This window comes from Variovorax sp. 3319, assembly GCF_031456585.1.
Lineage (GTDB): Bacteria > Pseudomonadota > Gammaproteobacteria > Burkholderiales > Burkholderiaceae_C > Variovorax > Variovorax paradoxus_P.
The window spans coordinates 153,246-171,305 of the sequence record NZ_JAVDUZ010000011.1 but is presented as its reverse complement, the minus strand read 5'-3'; the positions used below and the strand labels follow the sequence as shown (position 1 = coordinate 171,305).

20 protein-coding genes and 1 tRNA gene are annotated in these 18,060 nt (G+C 63.8%); 6 read left to right on the top strand and 15 right to left on the bottom strand.

From position 1 onward, the window contains the following. Positions 1-14: 14 nt before the first annotated feature. Positions 15-662 carry a glutaredoxin family protein gene (locus J2X67_RS21850; protein WP_309956424.1) on the top strand — a complete coding sequence of 216 codons (648 nt, stop codon included), beginning with the start codon at positions 15-17 and terminating at the stop codon, positions 660-662. 101 nt (positions 663-763) lie between these two features. On the opposite strand, the gene rpiA is transcribed toward J2X67_RS21850, so the two are convergent. Beyond that, on the bottom strand, positions 764-1,483 hold the full coding sequence (gene rpiA / locus J2X67_RS21845) for a ribose-5-phosphate isomerase RpiA (protein WP_309956422.1): 720 nt from the start codon (positions 1,481-1,483) through the stop codon (positions 764-766). A gap of 40 nt (positions 1,484-1,523) precedes the next feature. Here rpiA and J2X67_RS21840 point away from each other — a divergent pair, with 40 nt between their 5' ends. Beyond that, positions 1,524-2,603 (top strand): quinone-dependent dihydroorotate dehydrogenase, encoded by a 1,080-nt coding sequence (locus J2X67_RS21840; RefSeq protein WP_309956420.1) that lies wholly within the window; start codon positions 1,524-1,526, stop codon positions 2,601-2,603. Between the two features lie 25 nt (positions 2,604-2,628). Here the strand turns inward: J2X67_RS21840 and J2X67_RS21835 are convergent, their stop codons facing one another. The 14 genes from J2X67_RS21835 to uvrB all read right to left on the bottom strand — a co-directional run bounded on the left by J2X67_RS21835 (position 2,629) and on the right by uvrB (position 13,919). Further along, positions 2,629-3,348, bottom strand: coding sequence for a phage holin family protein (locus tag J2X67_RS21835; RefSeq protein WP_309956418.1), 720 nt, complete (start codon positions 3,346-3,348; stop codon positions 2,629-2,631). A 48-nt stretch (positions 3,349-3,396) separates the two neighbouring features. Beyond that, the gene (locus J2X67_RS21830; RefSeq protein ID WP_126747251.1) at positions 3,397-3,693 is read right to left on the bottom strand and encodes a glycine zipper domain-containing protein; all 297 of its coding nucleotides are present in this window, start codon (positions 3,691-3,693) and stop codon (positions 3,397-3,399) included. Positions 3,694-3,837: 144 nt separating this feature from the next. Next, a complete protein-coding gene (locus J2X67_RS21825; RefSeq protein WP_309956415.1) occupies positions 3,838-4,941 on the bottom strand; it encodes an NAD(P)/FAD-dependent oxidoreductase in 1,104 nt (367 codons plus the stop codon). Positions 4,942-4,973: 32 nt separating this feature from the next. Continuing rightward, positions 4,974-5,084 carry a stereocilin gene (locus J2X67_RS21820; RefSeq protein WP_309956413.1) on the bottom strand — a complete coding sequence of 37 codons (111 nt, stop codon included), beginning with the start codon at positions 5,082-5,084 and terminating at the stop codon, positions 4,974-4,976. A gap of 170 nt (positions 5,085-5,254) precedes the next feature. Beyond that, positions 5,255-5,329 (bottom strand) — tRNA-Val (locus J2X67_RS21815). 78 nt (positions 5,330-5,407) lie between these two features. Then, positions 5,408-6,115 carry a DNA polymerase III subunit epsilon gene (gene dnaQ / locus J2X67_RS21810; RefSeq protein WP_309956411.1) on the bottom strand — a complete coding sequence of 236 codons (708 nt, stop codon included), beginning with the start codon at positions 6,113-6,115 and terminating at the stop codon, positions 5,408-5,410. A gap of 12 nt (positions 6,116-6,127) precedes the next feature. Beyond that, positions 6,128-6,466: an ISC system 2Fe-2S type ferredoxin gene (fdx, locus tag J2X67_RS21805; protein ID WP_258505820.1), complete on the bottom strand. Its 339-nt coding sequence runs from the start codon at positions 6,464-6,466 to the stop codon at positions 6,128-6,130. A 7-nt stretch (positions 6,467-6,473) separates the two neighbouring features. Then, positions 6,474-8,333, bottom strand: a complete 1,860-nt coding sequence (hscA, locus tag J2X67_RS21800) for a Fe-S protein assembly chaperone HscA (RefSeq protein WP_309956408.1) — start codon at positions 8,331-8,333, stop codon at positions 6,474-6,476. Positions 8,334-8,342: 9 nt separating this feature from the next. After that, positions 8,343-8,861, bottom strand: coding sequence for a Fe-S protein assembly co-chaperone HscB (hscB, locus tag J2X67_RS21795; protein ID WP_309956406.1), 519 nt, complete (start codon positions 8,859-8,861; stop codon positions 8,343-8,345). A 63-nt stretch (positions 8,862-8,924) separates the two neighbouring features. After that, on the bottom strand, positions 8,925-9,248 hold the full coding sequence (gene iscA, locus J2X67_RS21790; RefSeq protein WP_093237520.1) for an iron-sulfur cluster assembly protein IscA: 324 nt from the start codon (positions 9,246-9,248) through the stop codon (positions 8,925-8,927). A gap of 1 nt (position 9,249) precedes the next feature. After that, positions 9,250-9,666: a Fe-S cluster assembly scaffold IscU gene (gene iscU / locus J2X67_RS21785; RefSeq protein ID WP_126747244.1), complete on the bottom strand. Its 417-nt coding sequence runs from the start codon at positions 9,664-9,666 to the stop codon at positions 9,250-9,252. A 60-nt stretch (positions 9,667-9,726) separates the two neighbouring features. Continuing rightward, entirely contained in the window at positions 9,727-10,947 is a 1,221-nt protein-coding gene (locus J2X67_RS21780) for an IscS subfamily cysteine desulfurase (protein ID WP_157613514.1), read from the bottom strand. A gap of 84 nt (positions 10,948-11,031) precedes the next feature. Next, complete coding sequence (gene iscR, locus J2X67_RS21775; RefSeq protein WP_093237517.1) at positions 11,032-11,568, bottom strand: Fe-S cluster assembly transcriptional regulator IscR; 537 nt, start codon at positions 11,566-11,568, stop codon at positions 11,032-11,034. Between the two features lie 233 nt (positions 11,569-11,801). Continuing rightward, positions 11,802-13,919, bottom strand: coding sequence for an excinuclease ABC subunit UvrB (uvrB, locus tag J2X67_RS21770; RefSeq protein ID WP_242631079.1), 2,118 nt, complete (start codon positions 13,917-13,919; stop codon positions 11,802-11,804). A 105-nt stretch (positions 13,920-14,024) separates the two neighbouring features. On the opposite strand from uvrB, the gene J2X67_RS21765 reads away from it, so the two are divergent. The 4 genes from J2X67_RS21765 (at position 14,025) to J2X67_RS21750 (ending at position 18,054) form a co-directional block, all read left to right on the top strand. Further along, a complete protein-coding gene (locus tag J2X67_RS21765; RefSeq protein WP_309956401.1) occupies positions 14,025-15,221 on the top strand; it encodes an amino acid aminotransferase in 1,197 nt (398 codons plus the stop codon). Positions 15,222-15,377: 156 nt separating this feature from the next. Then, positions 15,378-16,793, top strand: a complete 1,416-nt coding sequence (locus tag J2X67_RS21760) for a polyhydroxyalkanoate depolymerase (protein WP_309956399.1) — start codon at positions 15,378-15,380, stop codon at positions 16,791-16,793. Then, on the top strand, positions 16,790-17,419 hold the full coding sequence (locus J2X67_RS21755; RefSeq protein ID WP_309956397.1) for an RnfABCDGE type electron transport complex subunit B: 630 nt from the start codon (positions 16,790-16,792) through the stop codon (positions 17,417-17,419). Before J2X67_RS21760 ends, J2X67_RS21755 begins: the two co-directional genes overlap by 4 nt. After that, positions 17,416-18,054 carry a LysE family transporter gene (locus tag J2X67_RS21750; protein ID WP_309956396.1) on the top strand — a complete coding sequence of 213 codons (639 nt, stop codon included), beginning with the start codon at positions 17,416-17,418 and terminating at the stop codon, positions 18,052-18,054. The genes J2X67_RS21755 and J2X67_RS21750 overlap by 4 nt, the downstream gene beginning before the upstream one ends. The last annotated feature ends 6 nt before the right edge of the window (positions 18,055-18,060 follow it).

Below are 18,060 nucleotides of genomic sequence, written 5' to 3'. Positions count from 1 at the left end.
GCGATACTCAGGCAATGCATTCGATCCAAAAGAAAACCTCCTTGCATCGCCTTTCCGGCCTCGCCCTGCTGCTCGTTGCAGCAGGTGCCATGGCCCAGCCGATCTATCGCAACGTCGACAAGAACGGCAAGGTCACTTTCTCGGACCGCGCCCCCACTGCCAGCACCGAGCCCGCCGCTGGGCCGCAAGCCGGCATCGTGCCGCCGGCCAACGCCGGCTTGCCATATGAATTGCGCCAGGTGGCACAGCGCTATCCCGTCACGCTGTACACGGGCGAAGAATGCGCCCCGTGCGGCGCCGCCCGTTCGCTGCTGACCACGCGCGGCATTCCTTTCGAGGAGCGCACCGTCAAGAGCAACCAGGACGTCGAGGCATTGCAACGTCTGAGCAGCCAGGCATCGCTGCCGTTGCTCACCATCGGTTCGCAGCAGCTCAAGGGCTTTTCCGACACCGAATGGTCGCAGTACCTCGATGCCGCGGGCTATCCGAAGAGCAACAGCCTGCCGGCGACCTACCGCAATCCGCCGGCCCGCCCGCTGGTTGCCGCGCAGGCGGCACCCGTGGCACGCGAATCCGCGCCGGCTGCGCCTGCTCCGCAGCAGCAACCCGCTCCCGCGCCGAGTGGACCGAGCCCGAGCAATCCGGCGGGCATCAAGTTCTGATCGGCTCCTGACCGGCTTATTGCCGGCTCTGACCGGCTTATTACCGACTTATGACCGGTTTCCAGATGGCCGCCGGTTGAAGCCGGCTGCCGTTTCTTTCTTCACTCGAACGTCATCGTCCGCACACCCGTTGGTGTGCCAAGCAGGCACACATGCGCCTTCTGGTGAGCGAACACACCGACAGTGACCACGCCCGGCCACTGGCTCACCTCGGATTCGAAGGCCAGCGGATCGCCGATCCGCAAACCCGTGACATCGACGATGTGCTGCCCGTTGTCCGTTACCAGCGCCACACCGTCTTTTTCCCGCACTTGCGCAATGCCGCCCATGGCTTCGAACTGCCGCATGACGCGGCGCGCCGCCATTGGAATCACCTCTACCGGCAGCGGGAAGGCGCCAAGCGTGTCGACCAGCTTGGATGCGTCGGCAATGCAGACAAATCGCTTTGACTGCGCCGCCACGATTTTCTCGCGCGTGAGCGCCGCTCCACCGCCCTTGACCATGTAGCCGCGATGATCGATCTCGTCTGCACCGTCGATATAGACGCTGAGTTCCTCGACCTCGTTGCTGTCGAACACAGGAATGCCCAGGGCTCGCAGGCGCTCCGTCGAGGCTACCGAGCTCGACACCGCGCCCTTGATCTCGTCCTTGATTGTGGCAAGGGCGTCGATGAACTTGTTCACCGTCGAGCCGGTGCCCACGCCGACGATTTCACCCTTCGCCACGTAAGCCAGCGCAGCCCGGCCAACCTGGGCCTTGAGCTCGTCTTGGGAGATGGCGCCGGTGCCGGGTACGGAAGAAGGAGAAACGGGTGCAGTCATCGCGGAGAATCCTTGGCTCATTGAAGTCGAGAATTATCCGATGCCCCTGCTCCCCTCTTCGCTCTACGGCCTGGCCCGGCCCTTTCTGTTCGGCTTCGATCCGGAGCATGCCCACGAGCTCACCCTCGACGGCCTCGCCCGCACCCAGAACACGCCGCTTGCTTGCGCGTACGCTGCTGCGCGCGTCAACGATCCGGTCACCCTGGCCGGGCTCGAATTTCCGAACCGCATCGGGCTGGCGGCCGGGCTCGACAAGAACGCCCGCTGCATCGACGCTTTTGCCGCCATGGGCTTCGGCTTTGTCGAGGTTGGCACGGTCACGCCGAAGGCACAGTCTGGCAACCCGAAGCCGCGCATGTTTCGCCTGCCGCAGCGCGATGCGCTCATCAACCGGCTCGGGTTCAACAACGAGGGGCTCGACGCCTTTCTGGCCAACGTGCAGAAGGCGCGCTTTCGCAAGAAAGGCAGCAATGCCGGCAATAAGCCGATGCTGCTGGGGCTCAACATCGGAAAGAACGCCAGCACGCCCATCGAGCGGGCGGTGGACGACTATGTGGCCTGCCTGGACGGCGTATACGCGCACGCCGACTATGTGACCATCAATATCTCGAGCCCCAACACGGCCAACCTGCGCACGCTGCAGAGCGACGAAGCGCTCGACGCCCTGCTGGGTGCCATCGCCGAGCGGCGCCAGGCGCTTGCCGACCGCAGCAGCAAGCGCGTTCCGCTGTTCGTGAAGATCGCCCCCGATCTCGACGAGAGCCAGGTCGCCGTTATTGCGGCCACGCTGCAGCGCCATGGCATGGACGGCGTGATTGCCACCAACACCACGCTGTCACGCGAGGCGGTTGCAGGCTTGCCGCACGCCGACGAAGCTGGCGGCCTTTCGGGCGCCCCGGTACGCGAGGCGAGCAATCGCGTGGTCGCCCAGTTGCGCGCGGCGCTGGGAGCAGGTTTTCCGATCATCGGGGTGGGCGGCATCCTGAGTGCGGCCGATGCCAAGGCCAAGATTGCCGCAGGTGCAGACGTGGTGCAGATCTACACCGGCCTTATCTATCGCGGCCCGGCACTCGTGCGCGAAACGGCTCAGGCATTGCTGCAAGCTCGCAGCGCCACCTGAGCGTTCGCGCTCTCGCCGGCGATTTTCAGCGCATGCGCCAGAGTACCGGCGCAACGACCGCTGCCCAGCGCAACAGCCGCTTGGGTCGAATCACCACCAAAGCCACCGCAGCGACGACGCCCGTGGCTATTGGATGCTCCCGTGCAATGCGCACGGCGGCAGCGGATGCCGTCTCGTCCGCAGGCGGAGCTTCAGGCGCCGCTGCTGCACCGGCAGGCCGCGGCTTGCGAGCGCCCTGCATGGTGGCAATGCGTTCGCGCTGACGGTCCATGCGGGCAAGCAGTTCTTCGCGTGTGGTGGGCCGCCGGGGACGCGGCTCATCTTCATCCTGGTCAGGATCATTGCCAAGCCCGAAACGGTCCTGAACCCAAGTCCAGTCGCGTTCGAACTCGTGGCGCGCAGGAGCAAAGCTGTTCGAAGCATTGCGAAACGTCAAAAGCAGTCCGGCCGCGGCGCCAAGCCAAAGCACGATCCACACGCCCGCCACCGACCAGGCAGCTGTCACGCGATGCGGCGTTTCCCAGAAATGCACTACCACCGCCATCGAAAGCAACGCGACGGCCACGGTCGTAAGACCGAGTACGGCCACCACGAGCACCAGCATCAGCTTGAGACGCTGCTTTTCGTCCTCCCACGCCATGCGCAGGAGTTGCACGCGGTCTTCGGCGGCCAGTGCACCTTCGGCCGCAGCAATGCGAAGCCGTCGCAAACGGGCATCGAGCCCGAACAAGGACAGCAACCTCATGCGCCGACCCATGCTCGGCGACAGACCATGCGGCGGTGTGCGCTCAGGTCAGCGGCGGCCAAGCAGCAGACCCACCAGCACACCGACGGCCAAGGCTGCGCCGGCAATCTGCCATGGTTCATCGTGCGCGTAGGCATTGGCGGTGTTGGCGGCCTCGCGGGCCTTCTGGGCTGCGATCTTGCTCTTTTCCGCCGCAAGCTCGCGCGCAATGGCGAGCTTGGTGTCGATGCGCTGGCGCAGCGCCTTGATGTGGGGAACCGAATCCAGGTCCTTGCTGGCCAGCACGCCGCGCACGTCGCTCGCGATGTCTTCGGCTGCTGCCTCGATGTTGTTGGATGCACTCATTGGAATCTTTCCTCCGTGATGACACCGGCACCGCGCCGGCGGCTTCACGCCAGCAAATGGCGTGGTGTCATGTTACAGGCACAAAAGCCCCTCATGCACGACAGTTCTGCAGACTTATGCATGCGAGGGGTTGCGGCGCGTCGGTCAGGCGCTCGCGAGCAGGCGCACCACATGGCGGCCGATGGCAAGGCTGCTCGTGAGCCCCGGCGATTCGATGCCGAAGAGATTGACCAGCCCCTTCACTCCGTGAGACTCGGGGCCTTCGATCATGAAATCGCGCGCTGGCTCGCCCGGCCCAGAGATCTTCGGCCGCATGCCGGCGTAGCCCGGTATCAGCCCTCCTTCAGGCAGCGCGGGCCAATACTTGCGCACCTCTGCATAAAAGCCGTCGCCGCGCGCGGGGTCCACCACCAGGTCGTCGGCCGACTCTACCCATTGCACATCGGGGCCGAACTTCGCCTGCCCGCCCAGGTCGAGGGTCAGATGCACGCCAAGGCCGCCCGGCTCGGGCACCGGGTAGATGAGCCGCGAGAAAGGCGCGCGCCCCGAAAGGGTGAAATAGTTGCCCTTGGCGAAGTACGGAGTCGGTACAGCCGCCGCAGGAAGTCCTTCGAAGCGCCTGGCCAGAACGGATGCATTGAGCCCCGCCGCATTGACGACGGTGTTGCAGCGCAGCGCGGTACCGTCTTCCGCTACCAGGACGATAGCGTCGGCGCCACACCGGGCGCTTGCCATGGGTGATTTCAGCGCCAGCATGCCGCCGGCGTTTTCCAGGTCGCCCAGCAGGCTCAGCATCAGCGCGTGGCTGTCGACGATGCCCGTGGTTGGCGAATGCAGCGCAGCAACGCACTGCAGTTGCGGCTCCATGGCAATGGCCTCGTCCGCCGTAAGCAACACGAGATCATCGACACCGTTGGCGGCAGCCTTGGCACGGATGATCTCGAGTTGCGCCACCTGCTCGGGCGAGGTCGCCACGATCAGCTTGCCACAGCGCCTGTGCGGCAAGCCACGCTCCGCTGCGTATTCGTAGAGCGCCTGCTTGCCCTCGACGCAAAGGCGAGCCTTCAGCGACCCCTGTGGGTAATAGATGCCCGCGTGAATCACCTCGCTGTTGCGCGAACTGGTGCCAGTGCCAATGGCACCTTCCGCCTCCAGCACAACCACTTCCCGCCCTGCGAGCGCCAAGGCGCGAGCCACTGCCAGGCCCACCACACCACCGCCGATGACGGCGCAATCAAGTTCATCCATGGCGCGAGCTTATCGCGGCTCGCGCGCCGAATTCACGAGGTGGTGGGAGGAGGCTCTGGATCGGTCGGATCGTCCGGCGGTGTGCTCGGCCCTTGGTCGGGCTCCACGGGCAGGTCGGGCGGAATGTCGGGGTGAGTGGCCATGGTCGGTCTCCTTCCCGTCGGGTGTACGCGCTTGGCTACGAAACTGAGCCGGCGCGAAGCCGGAGCCAGCGTCAGCACGAGTCGACAGTTGCGTGCGGCGGGCCCAAAGCGGCGCGCAAAACAAAAAAGCGACTTGGACAATCCAAGTCGCTGATTTCGTTGGGGGAATTTGGTGGGCGGTGGAGGCTTCGAACCTCCGACCCCAGCAGTGTGAATGCTGTGCTCTACCCCTGAGCTAACCGCCCTGTCAATTCGTTGGCGCCGAGTTTCGGTGCCGTTGAATTAATCGCGTTGCGCGAAGCCTTCGATTATGCCACAGCATTTCAGGCGTTTTGCCTAAACAGCGTGCGTCCATTGCTGGATTTGTCGAGTTGCGACAACAGCGCCTCGTGCGCCACAAGCTCCTGCTCGCCCGCCATGATCACCGGCAGCTCGAACTGGCTCAGGTCGATGGCAACCACGGTGGTGCCCTGCGCCGGCTCATTCGACGACACGTCGATCAAGAGCGCGTCCTGGCCACGGGTGAGGTTGATGTAGACATCGGCGAGCAGTTGCGCGTCGAGCTTGGCGCCGTGGAAGGTACGGTTCGAGCGGTCGACGCCGAAACGGTCGCACAGCGCGTCGAGCGAATTTCGCTTGCCCGGGTACACCTGCTTGGCCATGGCCAGCGTGTCGGTTACCTCGCCAACAAAGGTACGCAGCGGCGGCAGGCCGGCCAGCTCGAGTTCCTTGTTGAGAAAGCCGACGTCGAATGCCGCGTTGTGAATGATCAGTTCAGCGCCGCGCAGGTACTCAACGATGTCGTTGGCCAGCGTGGCGAACTTCGGCTTGTCGCGCAAAAAGTCGGTGGTGAGACCGTGCACCTTGAGCGCGTCTTCATGGCTCTCGCGCTCGGGGTTGAAGTAGATGTGCAGATCGTTGCCCGTTAGCTTGCGCGCGAACAGCTCCACGCAGCCGAGCTCGATGATGCGGTCGCCGTTCTCGGCGGAAAGGCCGGTGGTTTCAGTGTCGAGGACGATCTGGCGCGACATTCAGTGGCTCTTTCAATGGTTCTCTTTGGCGTGGTTGATCGAGTATTTCGGAATCTCGACCGTGACGTCTTCCTGCGCCAGGATGGCCTGGCAGCTGAGGCGCGATTGTGGCTCCAGGCCCCATGCGCGGTCGAGCAGGTCTTCCTCACCCTCTTCGGCTTCGTTCAGCGAACTGAACCCCTGGCGCACGATGACGTGGCAGGTGGTGCAGGCGCAGCTCATTTCGCACGCGTGCTCGATGTTGATGTGATTGTCGAGCAGCGCCTCGCAAATGGAAGTACCGGCCGGCGCCGTGATTTCTGCACCCTGCGGGCAGTATTCGGGGTGCGGAAAAATCTTGATGGTGGGCATATTGTTCTTAGAGGGATTCGACCTTGCGGCCCGACAAGGCGCGCGCAATGCCCGCGTTCATGCGCTGTGCGGCAAAGGCCTCGGTGTCGTTGGCCAGCGCCTTGGTGGCAGCTTCGATGGTGGCGGCCTCGGTGCCGCTCGAGGCTTCTCGCAGCTTTGCCATGGACCCGTCGATGACAGCGCGCTCTTCTTCGGCCAGCAAGTCGCCGTCGGCATCAAGAGCGCTCTGGGTGGCTAGCAGCATGCGCTCGGCCTCCACGCGTGCCTCGACAAGCGCACGCGCCTGCATGTCCTGCTGCGCGGTGGAAAAACTCTCTTGCAGCATGGTGGCAATCTGGTCGTCCGAAAGCCCGTAAGACGGCTTCACGGTAACGCTGGCCTCGACGCCGCTGCCTTGCTCCTTGGCGCTGACGCTCAGAAGCCCGTCTGCATCGACCGTAAACGTGACGCGAATGCGCGCAGCACCCGCGGCCATCGGCGGAATGCCGCGCAGCGTAAAGCGTGCAAGGCTGCGGCAATCGGCAACCAAGTCGCGCTCGCCCTGCACCACATGCAATGCAAGGGCCGTCTGCCCGTCCTGGTAGGTGGTGAAGTCCTGTGCCATTGCCGTGGGAATGGTCTGGTTGCGCGGCACGATGCGTTCAACCAGGCCGCCCATGGTTTCGATGCCGAGCGACAGCGGAATCACGTCGAGCAGCAGCAGATCGCCTGCGCCATTGTTGCCGGCCAGCTGATTGGCCTGGATTGCGGCACCGAGCGCCACGACTTCGTCAGGGTTCAGGTTGACCAGCGGCTCGCGGCCAAAGAATTCGGCAACGGCGCGGCGGACCTGCGGCATGCGGGTAGAACCGCCCACCAGCACGATGCCCTGCAAGTCGTCGGGCTTGAGCTTTGCGTCTCGCAGCGCCTTGCGCACCGCGGCAATGGTGCGGTCGGTGAGCGGCTTCGTAGCCGCGTCAAATTGCGCACGGGTCAGGTCGAATTGAATCGCCTGGCCTGCAACCTCCGCAACGAAGGCGGTCGATTCGGAATCCGTCAGGGCTTCCTTCGCGGCACGCGCCGCAACCAGCAAGGCCGCCCTGTCAACATCGCTCTGGGCGTGCGCCCCGGCCTGGGCCATCACAAAATCGGCAAGCGCGTGGTCATAGTCGTCGCCGCCAAGTGCCGAGTCTCCACCGGTGGCAATGACTTCGAAAACACCCTGCGTCAGCCGCAGGATCGAGATGTCGAAGGTGCCGCCACCCAGGTCATACACCGCGTAGACGCCTTCGCTGGCATTGTCGAGGCCATAGGCAATCGCAGCGGCCGTCGGCTCGCTGATCAGCCGCAGCACGTTGAGTCCAGCGAGTTGGGCGGCGTCCTTGGTGGCCTGGCGCTGGCCTTCGTCGAAATACGCCGGCACGGTAATGACTGCGCCATAGAGTTCGTCGTCGAAGGTGTCTTCGGCACGGAAGCGCAGCGTCGCCAGAATTTCCGCGCTGATTTCGACTGGCGATTTTTCGCCCGCAAGAGTCTGCACCTTCACCATGCCGCCGTCACTGCTGTCGATGCGGTACGACATCGATTCGCGGTTCGAAATGTCGGCAAGCCCGCGGCCCATGAGCCGCTTGACCGACGTGATGGTGTTGGCGGGGTCTTGCCCGCGCGCCGCCACGGCGTCGAAGCCGATCTGCCGGCGGTCGCCGTCAAGGTAGCGCACAACCGAAGGCAGCAACACGCGGCCATCGTCATCCGGCAGGCATTCCGCCACGCCGTTGCGCACCGCGGCAACCAGCGAATGCGTGGTGCCCAGGTCGATGCCCACGGCAATGCGGCGCTGATGCGGATCGGGCGCCTGGCCGGGTTCTGAAATCTGAAGAAGAGCCATATATAGGGCTTATTGTCCCAACTGATCGAACTTGGCCTCGACGTCCTGGCCGAAACGCTCAATGAACATGAGGGCTCTCACCTGCTGGGCGGCGGCGGGATAGTCGCCCTTCTCGTCGATCAGCCAGTCGAGCGACGACAGCGCACGCGCACGGCCGGCTTCGACCTCCGCCTGCAGCTTCTCGACCGCGGCAATATCGCCGGCGTCGTCGAGCGCTTCGCGCCACTCCATCTGCTGCATCAAAAAATCGGGCGGCATGGCCGTGTTGTTCTCGGCGTTGAGCGGTGCACCGTTCAGCTCGCAGATGTAGCTCGCACGGCGGATCGGGTCCTTCAGCCGCTGATAGGCCTCATTGACGCGCACCGACCATTGCATGGCCACGCGTTGCGCAGCGGCACCTTGCGCAGCGAAGCGGTCCGGGTGCGCTTCGCGCTGCAGCTCTTTCCAGCGCGCGTCGAGCGCGGCGCGGTCCTGCGCAAAGGTGGCGGGTACTGCGAACAGTTCGAAGTCGGTGTCGTTGATATTCATGGCAAGAAAAAACCGCCAGCACATGACATGGTGGCGGCTGCTGTCGCGATCAGCGACGGCGTATCAGATACGAAAACTTTCGCCGCAGCCGCAACGGTCGCGTTCGTTCGGGTTGATGAACTTGAAGCCTTCGTTCAAGCCCTCGCGCACGAAGTCGAGCTGCGTGCCGTCGATATAAGCCAGGCTCTTGGGGTCGACCAGCACCTTCACGCCGTGGTCTTCGAACACCACGTCTTCAGGAGTGAGCTCGTCCACGTACTCGAGCTTGTAGGCCAGGCCCGAGCATCCGGTGGTCTTCACACCCAGCCGCACGCCCACGCCCTTGCCCCGCTTGCCGAGGTAGCGGGTCACGTGGCGCGCAGCGGCTTCGGTCAAGGTAACGGCCATGTCAGTGGACTGCCGGCTCGGCCTGCGCCGTTTTCACGCCGTGCTTGGCCTTGTAGTCGCTCACGGCAGCCTTGATGGCGTCTTCAGCCAGGATCGAGCAGTGGATCTTGACGGGAGGCAGGGCCAGTTCTTCTGCGATCTGCGCGTTCTTGAGCGCGGCCGCTTCGTCGAGCGTCTTGCCCTTGACCCATTCGGTCACGAGCGACGACGAGGCGATGGCCGAACCACAGCCGTAAGTCTTGAAGCGCGCGTCTTCGATCACGCCCGTTTCGGGGTTGACCTTGATCTGCAGCTTCATGACGTCGCCGCAAGCCGGCGCGCCAACCATGCCGGTGCCTACCGAGTCGTCGCCCTTTTCGAAGGAGCCGACGTTGCGTGGGTTTTCGTAGTGGTCGATGACCTTGGATGAATATGCCATGGTGTACCTCTCAAACTTTGTTCAATCGTGGGGCGCCGGGTGGGCCGATGCGTCAATGCGTCAGTGGGCCGACCACTGGATCGTGCTGATGTCGACGCCGTCCTGGAACATCTCCCACAGGGGGCTCAGCTCGCGCAGCTTCGCAACGTTGTGCTTGATGGTCGAGATGGCGTAGTCGATTTCTTCTTCGGTCGTGAAACGGCCGATGGTCATGCGCAGGCTGCTGTGGGCCAGCTCGTCGCTGCGGCCAAGGGCGCGCAGCACATAGCTGGGCTCCAGGCTGGCCGAGGTGCAGGCCGAACCCGACGACACCGCCAGGCCCTTGATGCCCATGATCAGCGACTCGCCTTCGACGTAGTTGAAGCTCATGTTCAGGTTGTGCGGCACACGCTGCTCGAGGTCGCCGTTGATGAACACCTGCTCCACGTCTTTGAGGCCGTCGAGCAGACGCTTCTGCAGGCGGCGCGCATGGGCGATGTCGTCCTTCATTTCGAGCTTGGCGATGCGGTAGGCCTCGCCCATGCCGACGATCTGGTGCGTGGGCAAGGTGCCCGATCGCATGCCGCGTTCATGGCCACCGCCGTGCATTTGCGCTTCAAGGCGAATACGCGGCTTGCGACGCACGTAAAGCGCGCCAATGCCCTTCGGGCCATAGGTCTTGTGCGAAGCAAGGCTCATCAGGTCGATGGGCAGCTTGGTGATGTCGATCTCCACCTTGCCCGTGGCCTGGGCCGAGTCGACGTGGAAGATCACGCCCTTTTCGCGGCAGGCGTTGCCCAGCGCGACCACGTCCTGAATGACGCCGATCTCGTTGTTCACGAACAGCACGCTCGCCAGGATGGTGTCGGGACGGATCGCAGCCTTGAACTTTTCAAGGTCGACAAGGCCGTTTTCCTCGACGTCGAGGTAGGTCACTTCAAAGCCCTGGCGCTCGAGTTCGCGCATGGTGTCGAGCACGGCCTTGTGCTCGGTCTTCAGCGTGATCAGGTGCTTGCCCTTGCCCTTGTAGAAGTGGGCCGCACCCTTGAGCGCCAGATTGATCGACTCTGTGGCGCCCGACGTCCAGACGATTTCACGCGGGTCGGCGTTGATCAGCTCGGCCACCTGGCCGCGCGCCTTCTCGACCGCCTCTTCGGCTTCCCAGCCCCAGGCATGGCTGCGCGATGCCGGGTTGCCGAAATGCTCGCGCAACCACGGAATCATGGCGTCGACCACGCGCGGGTCGCACGGCGTGGTGGCGCCGTAGTCGAGATAGATCGGGAAATGAGGAGTTACGTCCATGGCTGACTCGGGCTGGCGTGGGGTTGTTTTCTTTGATCTGCGCTTCTGGTGGCAGCGCCCGCAGGCGCTGCTCCACCAAGGACATCAGGACTTCGCGAACACGTTGCCGAGGGCAAAGACCGAATTCGGCGCGTTCACGCGAATTGGCTTGACCACCGGTTGCGCGGAAATGGCGCGCTTGACGACCGGCTTGTTCTCGATCTGCACGCCCTTGGCGATCTGGTCGTCGACCAGCTTTTGCAGAGTCACGGAGTCGAGAAACTCGACCATGCGCTGGTTCAGCGAAGCCCAGAGCTCGTGCGTCATGCAGCGGCCGGCTTCGCCAAGGCAATTTTCCTTGCCGCCGCACTGCGTGGCATCAATGGGCTCATCGACGGAAACAATGATGTCGGCGACGGTGATATCTGCAGCCTTGCGGCCGAGGCTGTAGCCGCCGCCGGGGCCGCGGGTCGATTCGACCAGCTCATGACGGCGCAATTTGCCGAACAGCTGCTCGAGATACGACAACGAAATCTGCTGCCGCTGGCTGATCGCAGCCAGCGTGACCGGACCGGTGTTCTGACGCAACGCCAGATCGATCATTGCTGTGACCGCAAAACGGCCTTTGGTAGTGAGACGCATCGCAAGCTCCTTCAAGTGCTTACCGTTGAAATGACACCGTGGCCCGGGGCCGCGGTGACTTCGTCTCCGCCCTGCCCGACCCCTTAAGCTGGTGAACCCAGCCGATGGGATCGGTTCTTCATCGCGAAGTTCTTTTTTTGTTGTTGAGTATTTCGGTCAAGTATAACAGAAGGCCCTGAGGTTTGCTCGGGTAAACCCCAGCGCAAGCCGCTTGAAGAAACCGGGACCCCGTCCTAGGACGGCAACACGGCAATGTTGTCCCCGCCCGAAGCGCCAAACGCCTGCTCCCGCAGCAGCGCCAGCTGGTCGCGCACTCGCGCCGCTTTTTCGAACTCGAGATTGCGCGCGTGCTCGAGCATGAGCTTTTCGAGCCGCTTGATTTCCCGGGCAATGTCTTTTTCGCTCATGTCCTCGACCTTGGCGCGTTCCAGGTCGAGCTTGGCCATTTCCTTGCCGGTTTTCTCGCTGTAGACGCCGTCGATCAGGTCCCGCACCTGCTTGACGATGCTGCGCGGCGTGATGCCGTTGGCCTCGTTGTAGGCAATCTGCCGTGCGCGGCGGCGTTCGGTTTCGTCGATGGCCTTTTTCATCGAATCGGTCATCCGGTCCGCATACAGAATGGCCTTGCCGTTCAGGTTGCGGGCCGCGCGGCCGATGGTCTGGATCAGCGAACGCTCGGCTCGCAAAAAGCCTTCCTTGTCGGCGTCCAGGATGGCGACCAGCGACACCTCCGGAATGTCCAGGCCTTCGCGCAGCAGGTTGATACCCACCAGCACGTCGAAAGTGCCCAGCCGCAGGTCGCGCAATATCTCGACCCGCTCCACTGTGTCGACGTCGCTGTGGAGGTAGCGCACCTTCACGCCGTTGTCGCCCAGGTAATCGGTCAGCTGCTCGGCCATGCGCTTGGTCAGCGTGGTGATGAGCACGCGCTCGTTTTTCTCGACGCGGATGCGGATCTCGCCCAGCACGTCGTCTACCTGATGCGTCGCGGGGCGCACTTCCACCTCGGGGTCGATCAGCCCGGTTGGCCGAACCAGTTGCTCGACCACGTTGCCGGCATGGTCCTTTTCGTACTGGGCCGGAGTGGCCGAAACGAAGATGCACTGGCGCATGCGCGTTTCGAACTCCTCCAGCTTGAGGGGCCGGTTGTCCAGCGCGCTCGGCAGTCGAAAGCCGTATTCGACCAGCGTGGTCTTGCGCGCCCGGTCGCCGTTGTACATGGCGCTGAGCTGGCCGACCATCTGGTGGCTCTCGTCCAGGAACATCAGGGCGTCTTTGGGCAGGTAGTCGGTCAGCGTGGCAGGGGGCTGGCCCGGCGCGGCGCCCGAAAGATGGCGCGTGTAGTTCTCGATGCCCTTGCAGTGGCCGATCTCGGCCAGCATTTCCAGGTCGAAACGGGTGCGCTGCTCCAGCCGCTGCGCCTCGACCAACTTGCCCTGGCTGACGAACTCCTTGAGCCGTTCGGCCAATTCGATCTTGATGGTTTCCACCGCGCCCAGCACCTTGTCGCGCGGCGTTACGTAGTGGCTCGAGGGGTACACAGTGAAGCGCGGGATCTTCTGGCGGATGCGCCCGGTGAGCGGATCGAAGAGCTGCAGCGACTCGATTTCGTCGTCGAACAGTTCGATGCGGATGGCAAGCTCGCTGTGCTCGGCCGGAAACACGTCGATCGTGTCGCCGCGCACGCGGAAAGTGCCGCGCGAAAAGTCCTGCTCATTGCGGGTGTACTGCATGCGGATCAGCCGCCCGATCACGTCGCGCTGGCCGATTTTGTCGCCCACCCGCATGATGAAACGCATCTGCGTGTAGTCCTCGGGCGTGCCAATGCCGTAAATGGCGCTCACCGTGGCCACAATGACCGTGTCACGCCGCTCCAGCACGCTCTTGGTGGCCGAAAGGCGCATTTGCTCGATGTGCTCGTTGATCGACGAGTCCTTCTCGATGAACAGGTCGCGCTGGGGCACATAGGCCTCGGGCTGGTAGTAATCGTAGTAGCTCACGAAGTACTCGACCGCGTTCTTGGGAAAGAACTCGCGAAACTCGCTGTAGAGCTGTGCCGCCAGCGTCTTGTTGGGTGCAAAAACGATGGCCGGTCGGCCCAGCCGCGCGATTACGTTGGCCATGGTGAAGGTCTTGCCCGAGCCCGTCACGCCCAGCAGCGTCTGGAACACCTCGCCGTCCAGAACGCCCTCCACCAGCCCATCGATGGCCTTGGGCTGGTCCCCGGCCGGCGGGTACGGCTGGAAAAGCTCGAAAGGCGAACCCGGGTATTTGATGAATTCGCCCTGCTTGGCCGGACCGATCGGGTCCAGTTTCTTCAGGTCTGCTATGGCTTCGTTGTTCTCTGGCATGGCTGTTCCCGACAGGTGGCGATGGCGCCGGTAAAATTCAAGGCAACCGGAAAGCGTAGCGCAAGTCCGGTTGCCAGCGAAGCTTTCATCCCAAAGGACCTTTCCATGTCTATGTTCACCGCGGTCGAAATGGCACCGCGCGACCCGATCCTCGGCCTCAACGAGCAATTTGCAGCCGACACCAACCCCAACAAGGTCAATCTCGGCGTCGGCGTCTATTACGACGACAACGGCAAGCTGCCCCTGCTCCAGTGCGTGCAGGCGGCCGAACAGAACATGATGAAAGCCCCCACGGCGCGCGGCTACCTGCCGATCGACGGCATCGTGGCGTACGACAACGCCGTCAAGGGCCTGGTCTTCGGCGCCGACAGCGAACCCGTGCAATCGGGCCGCGTGGCCACCGTGCAGGGCATCGGCGGCACCGGCGGCCTCAAGGTTGGCGCCGACTTCCTGAAAAAGCTCAACCCCAACGCCAAGGTGCTGATCAGCGACCCGAGCTGGGAAAACCACCGCGCGCTGTTCACCAACGCCGGCTTCGTGGTCGAAAGCTACCCCTACTACGACTCCGCCAAGCGCGGCGTCAACTTCGAAGGCATGCTGGCCGCCCTGAACGCTGCGCCCGCAGGCACGGTGGTGGTGCTGCACGCCTGCTGCCACAACCCGACCGGCTACGACATCACGCCCGAGCAGTGGGACCAGGTGGTTGCCGCGGTCAAGGCCAAGGGCCTCGTGCCTTTCCTCGACATGGCCTACCAGGGCTTCGGCTACGGCCTGAAGGAAGACGGCGCCGCCGTTGCCAAGTTCGTCGACGCCGGCCTGACCTTCTTCGTCTCGACCTCTTTCTCCAAGAGCTTCAGCCTGTACGGCGAACGCGTGGGCGCCCTCTCGGTGCTGTGCGAAAACAGGGAAGAAGCCAGCCGCGTGCTCTCGCAGCTCAAGATCGCCATTCGCACCAACTACAGCAACCCGCCGATCCACGGCGGCGCCGTGGTGGCCGCTGTGCTCGGCAACCCCGAACTGCGCGCCCTGTGGGAAAAGGAGCTCGGCGAAATGCGCGTGCGCATCAAGGCCATGCGCCAGAAGCTGGTCGACGGCCTCAAGGCTGCCGGCGTGAAGGAAGACATGAGCTTCATCACCACGCAGATCGGCATGTTCAGCTATTCGGGCCTGAGCAAGGACCAGATGGTGCGCCTGCGCAGCGAGTTCGGCGTGTACGGCACAGACACCGGCCGCATGTGCGTGGCTGCGCTCAACAGCAAGAACATCGACTACGTCTGCGCGTCGATCGCCAAAGTCATCTAGGTGACTGCAAAGTGTGAGGGAATCGGTTTTGCGACGATTCCTTCACGCTCCTTGACTGGAAGACCCTCGCGCCGTGGCCGATGTAGGGTTTGGCCTCCTGCATCGCCCCAATTGCGCTGATATATTGCACTGCAACATTTCACTACAAGACCAGCGATGCTTTATCAACTCTACGAAGCCCAGCGTTCCTTGATGGAACCGTTTTCGGACTTCGCGCAAGCGGCCTCCAAGCTCTATGGCCAAGGCGCGGTGTGGGGCCAGTTGCCCATGGCGCAGCGCATGGCGGCAGGCTACGACCTGCTCTATCGTCTCGGCAAGGACTACGAAAAGCCTGAGTTCAACATCAAGTCGGTGAAGGTCGACGGCGACGAGGTCGTGATCCAGGAAGTGGTGGAGCTCGACAAGCCCTTCTGCGAGCTGCGCCGATTCAAGCGCTTCACCGACGAGCCGCACACCCTGAAGACGCTCAAGAGCCAGCCCGTGGTGCTGATCGTGGCGCCGCTCTCGGGCCACTACGCCACGCTGTTGCGCGACACCGTGCGCACCATGCTGCAAGACCACAAGGTCTACATCACCGACTGGAAGAACGCACGCCTCGTGCCGCTGTCGCAGGGCGAGTTCCACCTGGACGACTACATCAACTACGTGCAGGAGTTCATTCGCAGGCTGCAGGCCGAATACGGCAACTGCCACGTGGTGAGCGTGTGCCAGCCGACGGTGCCCGTGCTGGCGGCCGTGTCGCTCATGGCAAGCCGCGGCGAGCCGCTGCCGCTCACCATGACCATGATGGGCGGCCCTATCGACGCCCGCAAGTCACCCACTGCGGTGAACAACCTTGCAATGAACAAGAGCTACGAGTGGTTCGAGAACAACGTGATCTACCGGGTGCCGCAAGGCTTCCCGGGTGAAGGCCGCCGCGTCTACCCGGGCTTTCTGCAGCACACCGGCTTTGTGGCAATGAACCCCGACCGCCACGCCAGCAGCCACTACGACTACTTCAAGGACCTGATCAAGGGCGACGACGCGAGTGCCGAAGCGCACCGCAAGTTCTACGACGAGTACAACGCCGTGCTCGACATGGACGCCGACTACTACCTGGACACCATCCGCACCGTGTTCCAGCAGTTCGAGCTTGTGAACGGAACCTGGGACGTGAAAAACCCGAAGGGCCAGATCGAGCGCGTGCGCCCGCAAGATATTCATTCAACCGCCCTGCTCACAGTCGAGGGCGAGCTAGACGACATTTCGGGCTCGGGCCAGACCGAGGCCGCGCACAGCCTGTGCACCGGCATCGACGACGCGCAGCGCGAACACTACGAAGTCAAGGGCGCGGGCCACTATGGCATCTTCAGCGGCCGCCGCTGGCGCGAACTGGTCTACCCCAAGGTGCAGAAGTTCATCGAGGCCCACGACCAGCCCCAGCGCCGCGCCGGCGCACGCGAGACCCTGCCGGCCGAAGACCGCATCAAGCCAGGACGAAAAACGGTTGCCGTGGCCGCCAAGAAGAATGTCGCAGCCAAGAAAGCGGTGGCCGTTGCCGCCGTGAAGAAGCCGGCGGCACGCAAGAAGTGAACGGGCTGGCCGTACGCATTCACGATGCACTGCCGCAAACGCAGTGCACGCGTTGCGGCTACCCCGATTGCGCCGGCTATGCGGAGGCCATAGCAAGCGGCGAGGCAAACATCAACCAGTGCCCGCCCGGCGGCGCAGAAGGCATTGCCCGGCTGGCGCAACTCACGGGCCGCCAGCCGCTGCCGCTCGATCCGCAGTTCGGCACCGAAGGCCCGCGCGCCATGGCGGTGATCGACGAGGCGTGGTGCATCGGCTGCACGCTCTGCCTCGACGCCTGCCCCACCGATGCCATCGTCGGCATCAACAAGCGCATGCACACCGTCATCGAGGCGCACTGCACGGGCTGCGAGCTTTGCATTCCGGTGTGCCCGGTCGATTGCATCTCGCTCGAGGTTGAAACGCCGGGCCGCAGTGGCTGGGCCGCATGGTCGCAGGCGCAGGCCGAGGCGGCACTGCAGCGCTACCAGCTGCACGGCGATCATCGCCGGCTCGCCAAGCGAATCGAAGAACCGGCGCCCGCCCCCACCGAACCCCAAGCCGCCGACACGCGCAAGCGCTCCATCGTCGAAGCCGCCCTGGCGCGGGCTCGCGCCGCCCAGCAACGGCCACCCGCCGCAAAACCATGACGCTCGACACCCTGCTTATCTACGTGATCGCCTCGCTCGCATTGGCCGTGATTCCTGGCCCCACGATGTTGCTGGCCCTGTCCAACGGCATCGATGGCGGCATGCGCCGTGCGAGCTGGGGCATTGCCGGTGCATCGCTCGGCAGCATCACTCTCATCGCGGTGGTCGCGCTCGGGCTCGGCTCGCTGCTGGCCGCATCGGAAATGCTCTTCAATGCGATTCGCGTGGCGGGTGTTGCCTACCTGGTGTGGCTCGGCATCAAGCTGTGGCGCAGCGACGCCGCCGACTTGGGCGAGGCGCTGGCCAAGTCCGCCGTCGAGGTTCGCCCGCACGGCCGCATTGCGCTCATGCGCAGCCTGCTCGTGGCGCTTTCGAACCCGAAGACGGTGTTGTTCTTCGCGGCCTTTCTGCCGCAGTTCATCGACACCGCAAAGCCGCAAGGCATGCAGTACTTGCTGCTGGGCTCGATCTTCGTCGCGCTCGACACCTGCGTGATGCTGGCCTATGCGGCCGCCGGCACGCAAGCTGTGCGCTGGCTCTCGCGGCGCGGCCTGAAAGTGCTGAACCGCAGCTGCGCGGCCGGCATGTGGCTGCTGGCCGCAACGCTTGCCTTCTGGCGCCGACCGGGCACCTGAACGGCG

Bases quoted from the DNA above. Each gene is read 5' to 3' on its own strand.
- J2X67_RS21850 (WP_309956424.1), top strand. From the start codon at position 15: ATGCATTCGATCCAAAAGAAAACCTCCTTGCATCGCCTTTCCGGCCTC.
- rpiA (WP_309956422.1), bottom strand. From the start codon at position 1,483: ATGACTGCACCCGTTTCTCCTTCTTCCGTACCCGGCACCGGCGCCATC.
- J2X67_RS21840 (WP_309956420.1), top strand. From the start codon at position 1,524: ATGCCCCTGCTCCCCTCTTCGCTCTACGGCCTGGCCCGGCCCTTTCTG.
- J2X67_RS21835 (WP_309956418.1), bottom strand. From the start codon at position 3,348: ATGAGGTTGCTGTCCTTGTTCGGGCTCGATGCCCGTTTGCGACGGCTT.
- J2X67_RS21830 (WP_126747251.1), bottom strand. From the start codon at position 3,693: ATGAGTGCATCCAACAACATCGAGGCAGCAGCCGAAGACATCGCGAGC.
- J2X67_RS21825 (WP_309956415.1), bottom strand. From the start codon at position 4,941: ATGGATGAACTTGATTGCGCCGTCATCGGCGGTGGTGTGGTGGGCCTG.
- J2X67_RS21820 (WP_309956413.1), bottom strand. From the start codon at position 5,084: ATGGCCACTCACCCCGACATTCCGCCCGACCTGCCCGTGGAGCCCGAC.
- dnaQ (WP_309956411.1), bottom strand. From the start codon at position 6,115: ATGTCGCGCCAGATCGTCCTCGACACTGAAACCACCGGCCTTTCCGCC.
- fdx (WP_258505820.1), bottom strand. From the start codon at position 6,466: ATGCCCACCATCAAGATTTTTCCGCACCCCGAATACTGCCCGCAGGGT.
- hscA (WP_309956408.1), bottom strand. From the start codon at position 8,333: ATGGCTCTTCTTCAGATTTCAGAACCCGGCCAGGCGCCCGATCCGCAT.
- hscB (WP_309956406.1), bottom strand. From the start codon at position 8,861: ATGAATATCAACGACACCGACTTCGAACTGTTCGCAGTACCCGCCACC.
- iscA (WP_093237520.1), bottom strand. From the start codon at position 9,248: ATGGCCGTTACCTTGACCGAAGCCGCTGCGCGCCACGTGACCCGCTAC.
- iscU (WP_126747244.1), bottom strand. From the start codon at position 9,666: ATGGCATATTCATCCAAGGTCATCGACCACTACGAAAACCCACGCAAC.
- J2X67_RS21780 (WP_157613514.1), bottom strand. From the start codon at position 10,947: ATGGACGTAACTCCTCATTTCCCGATCTATCTCGACTACGGCGCCACC.
- iscR (WP_093237517.1), bottom strand. From the start codon at position 11,568: ATGCGTCTCACTACCAAAGGCCGTTTTGCGGTCACAGCAATGATCGAT.
- uvrB (WP_242631079.1), bottom strand. From the start codon at position 13,919: ATGCCAGAGAACAACGAAGCCATAGCAGACCTGAAGAAACTGGACCCG.
- J2X67_RS21765 (WP_309956401.1), top strand. From the start codon at position 14,025: ATGTCTATGTTCACCGCGGTCGAAATGGCACCGCGCGACCCGATCCTC.
- J2X67_RS21760 (WP_309956399.1), top strand. From the start codon at position 15,378: ATGCTTTATCAACTCTACGAAGCCCAGCGTTCCTTGATGGAACCGTTT.
- J2X67_RS21750 (WP_309956396.1), top strand. From the start codon at position 17,416: ATGACGCTCGACACCCTGCTTATCTACGTGATCGCCTCGCTCGCATTG.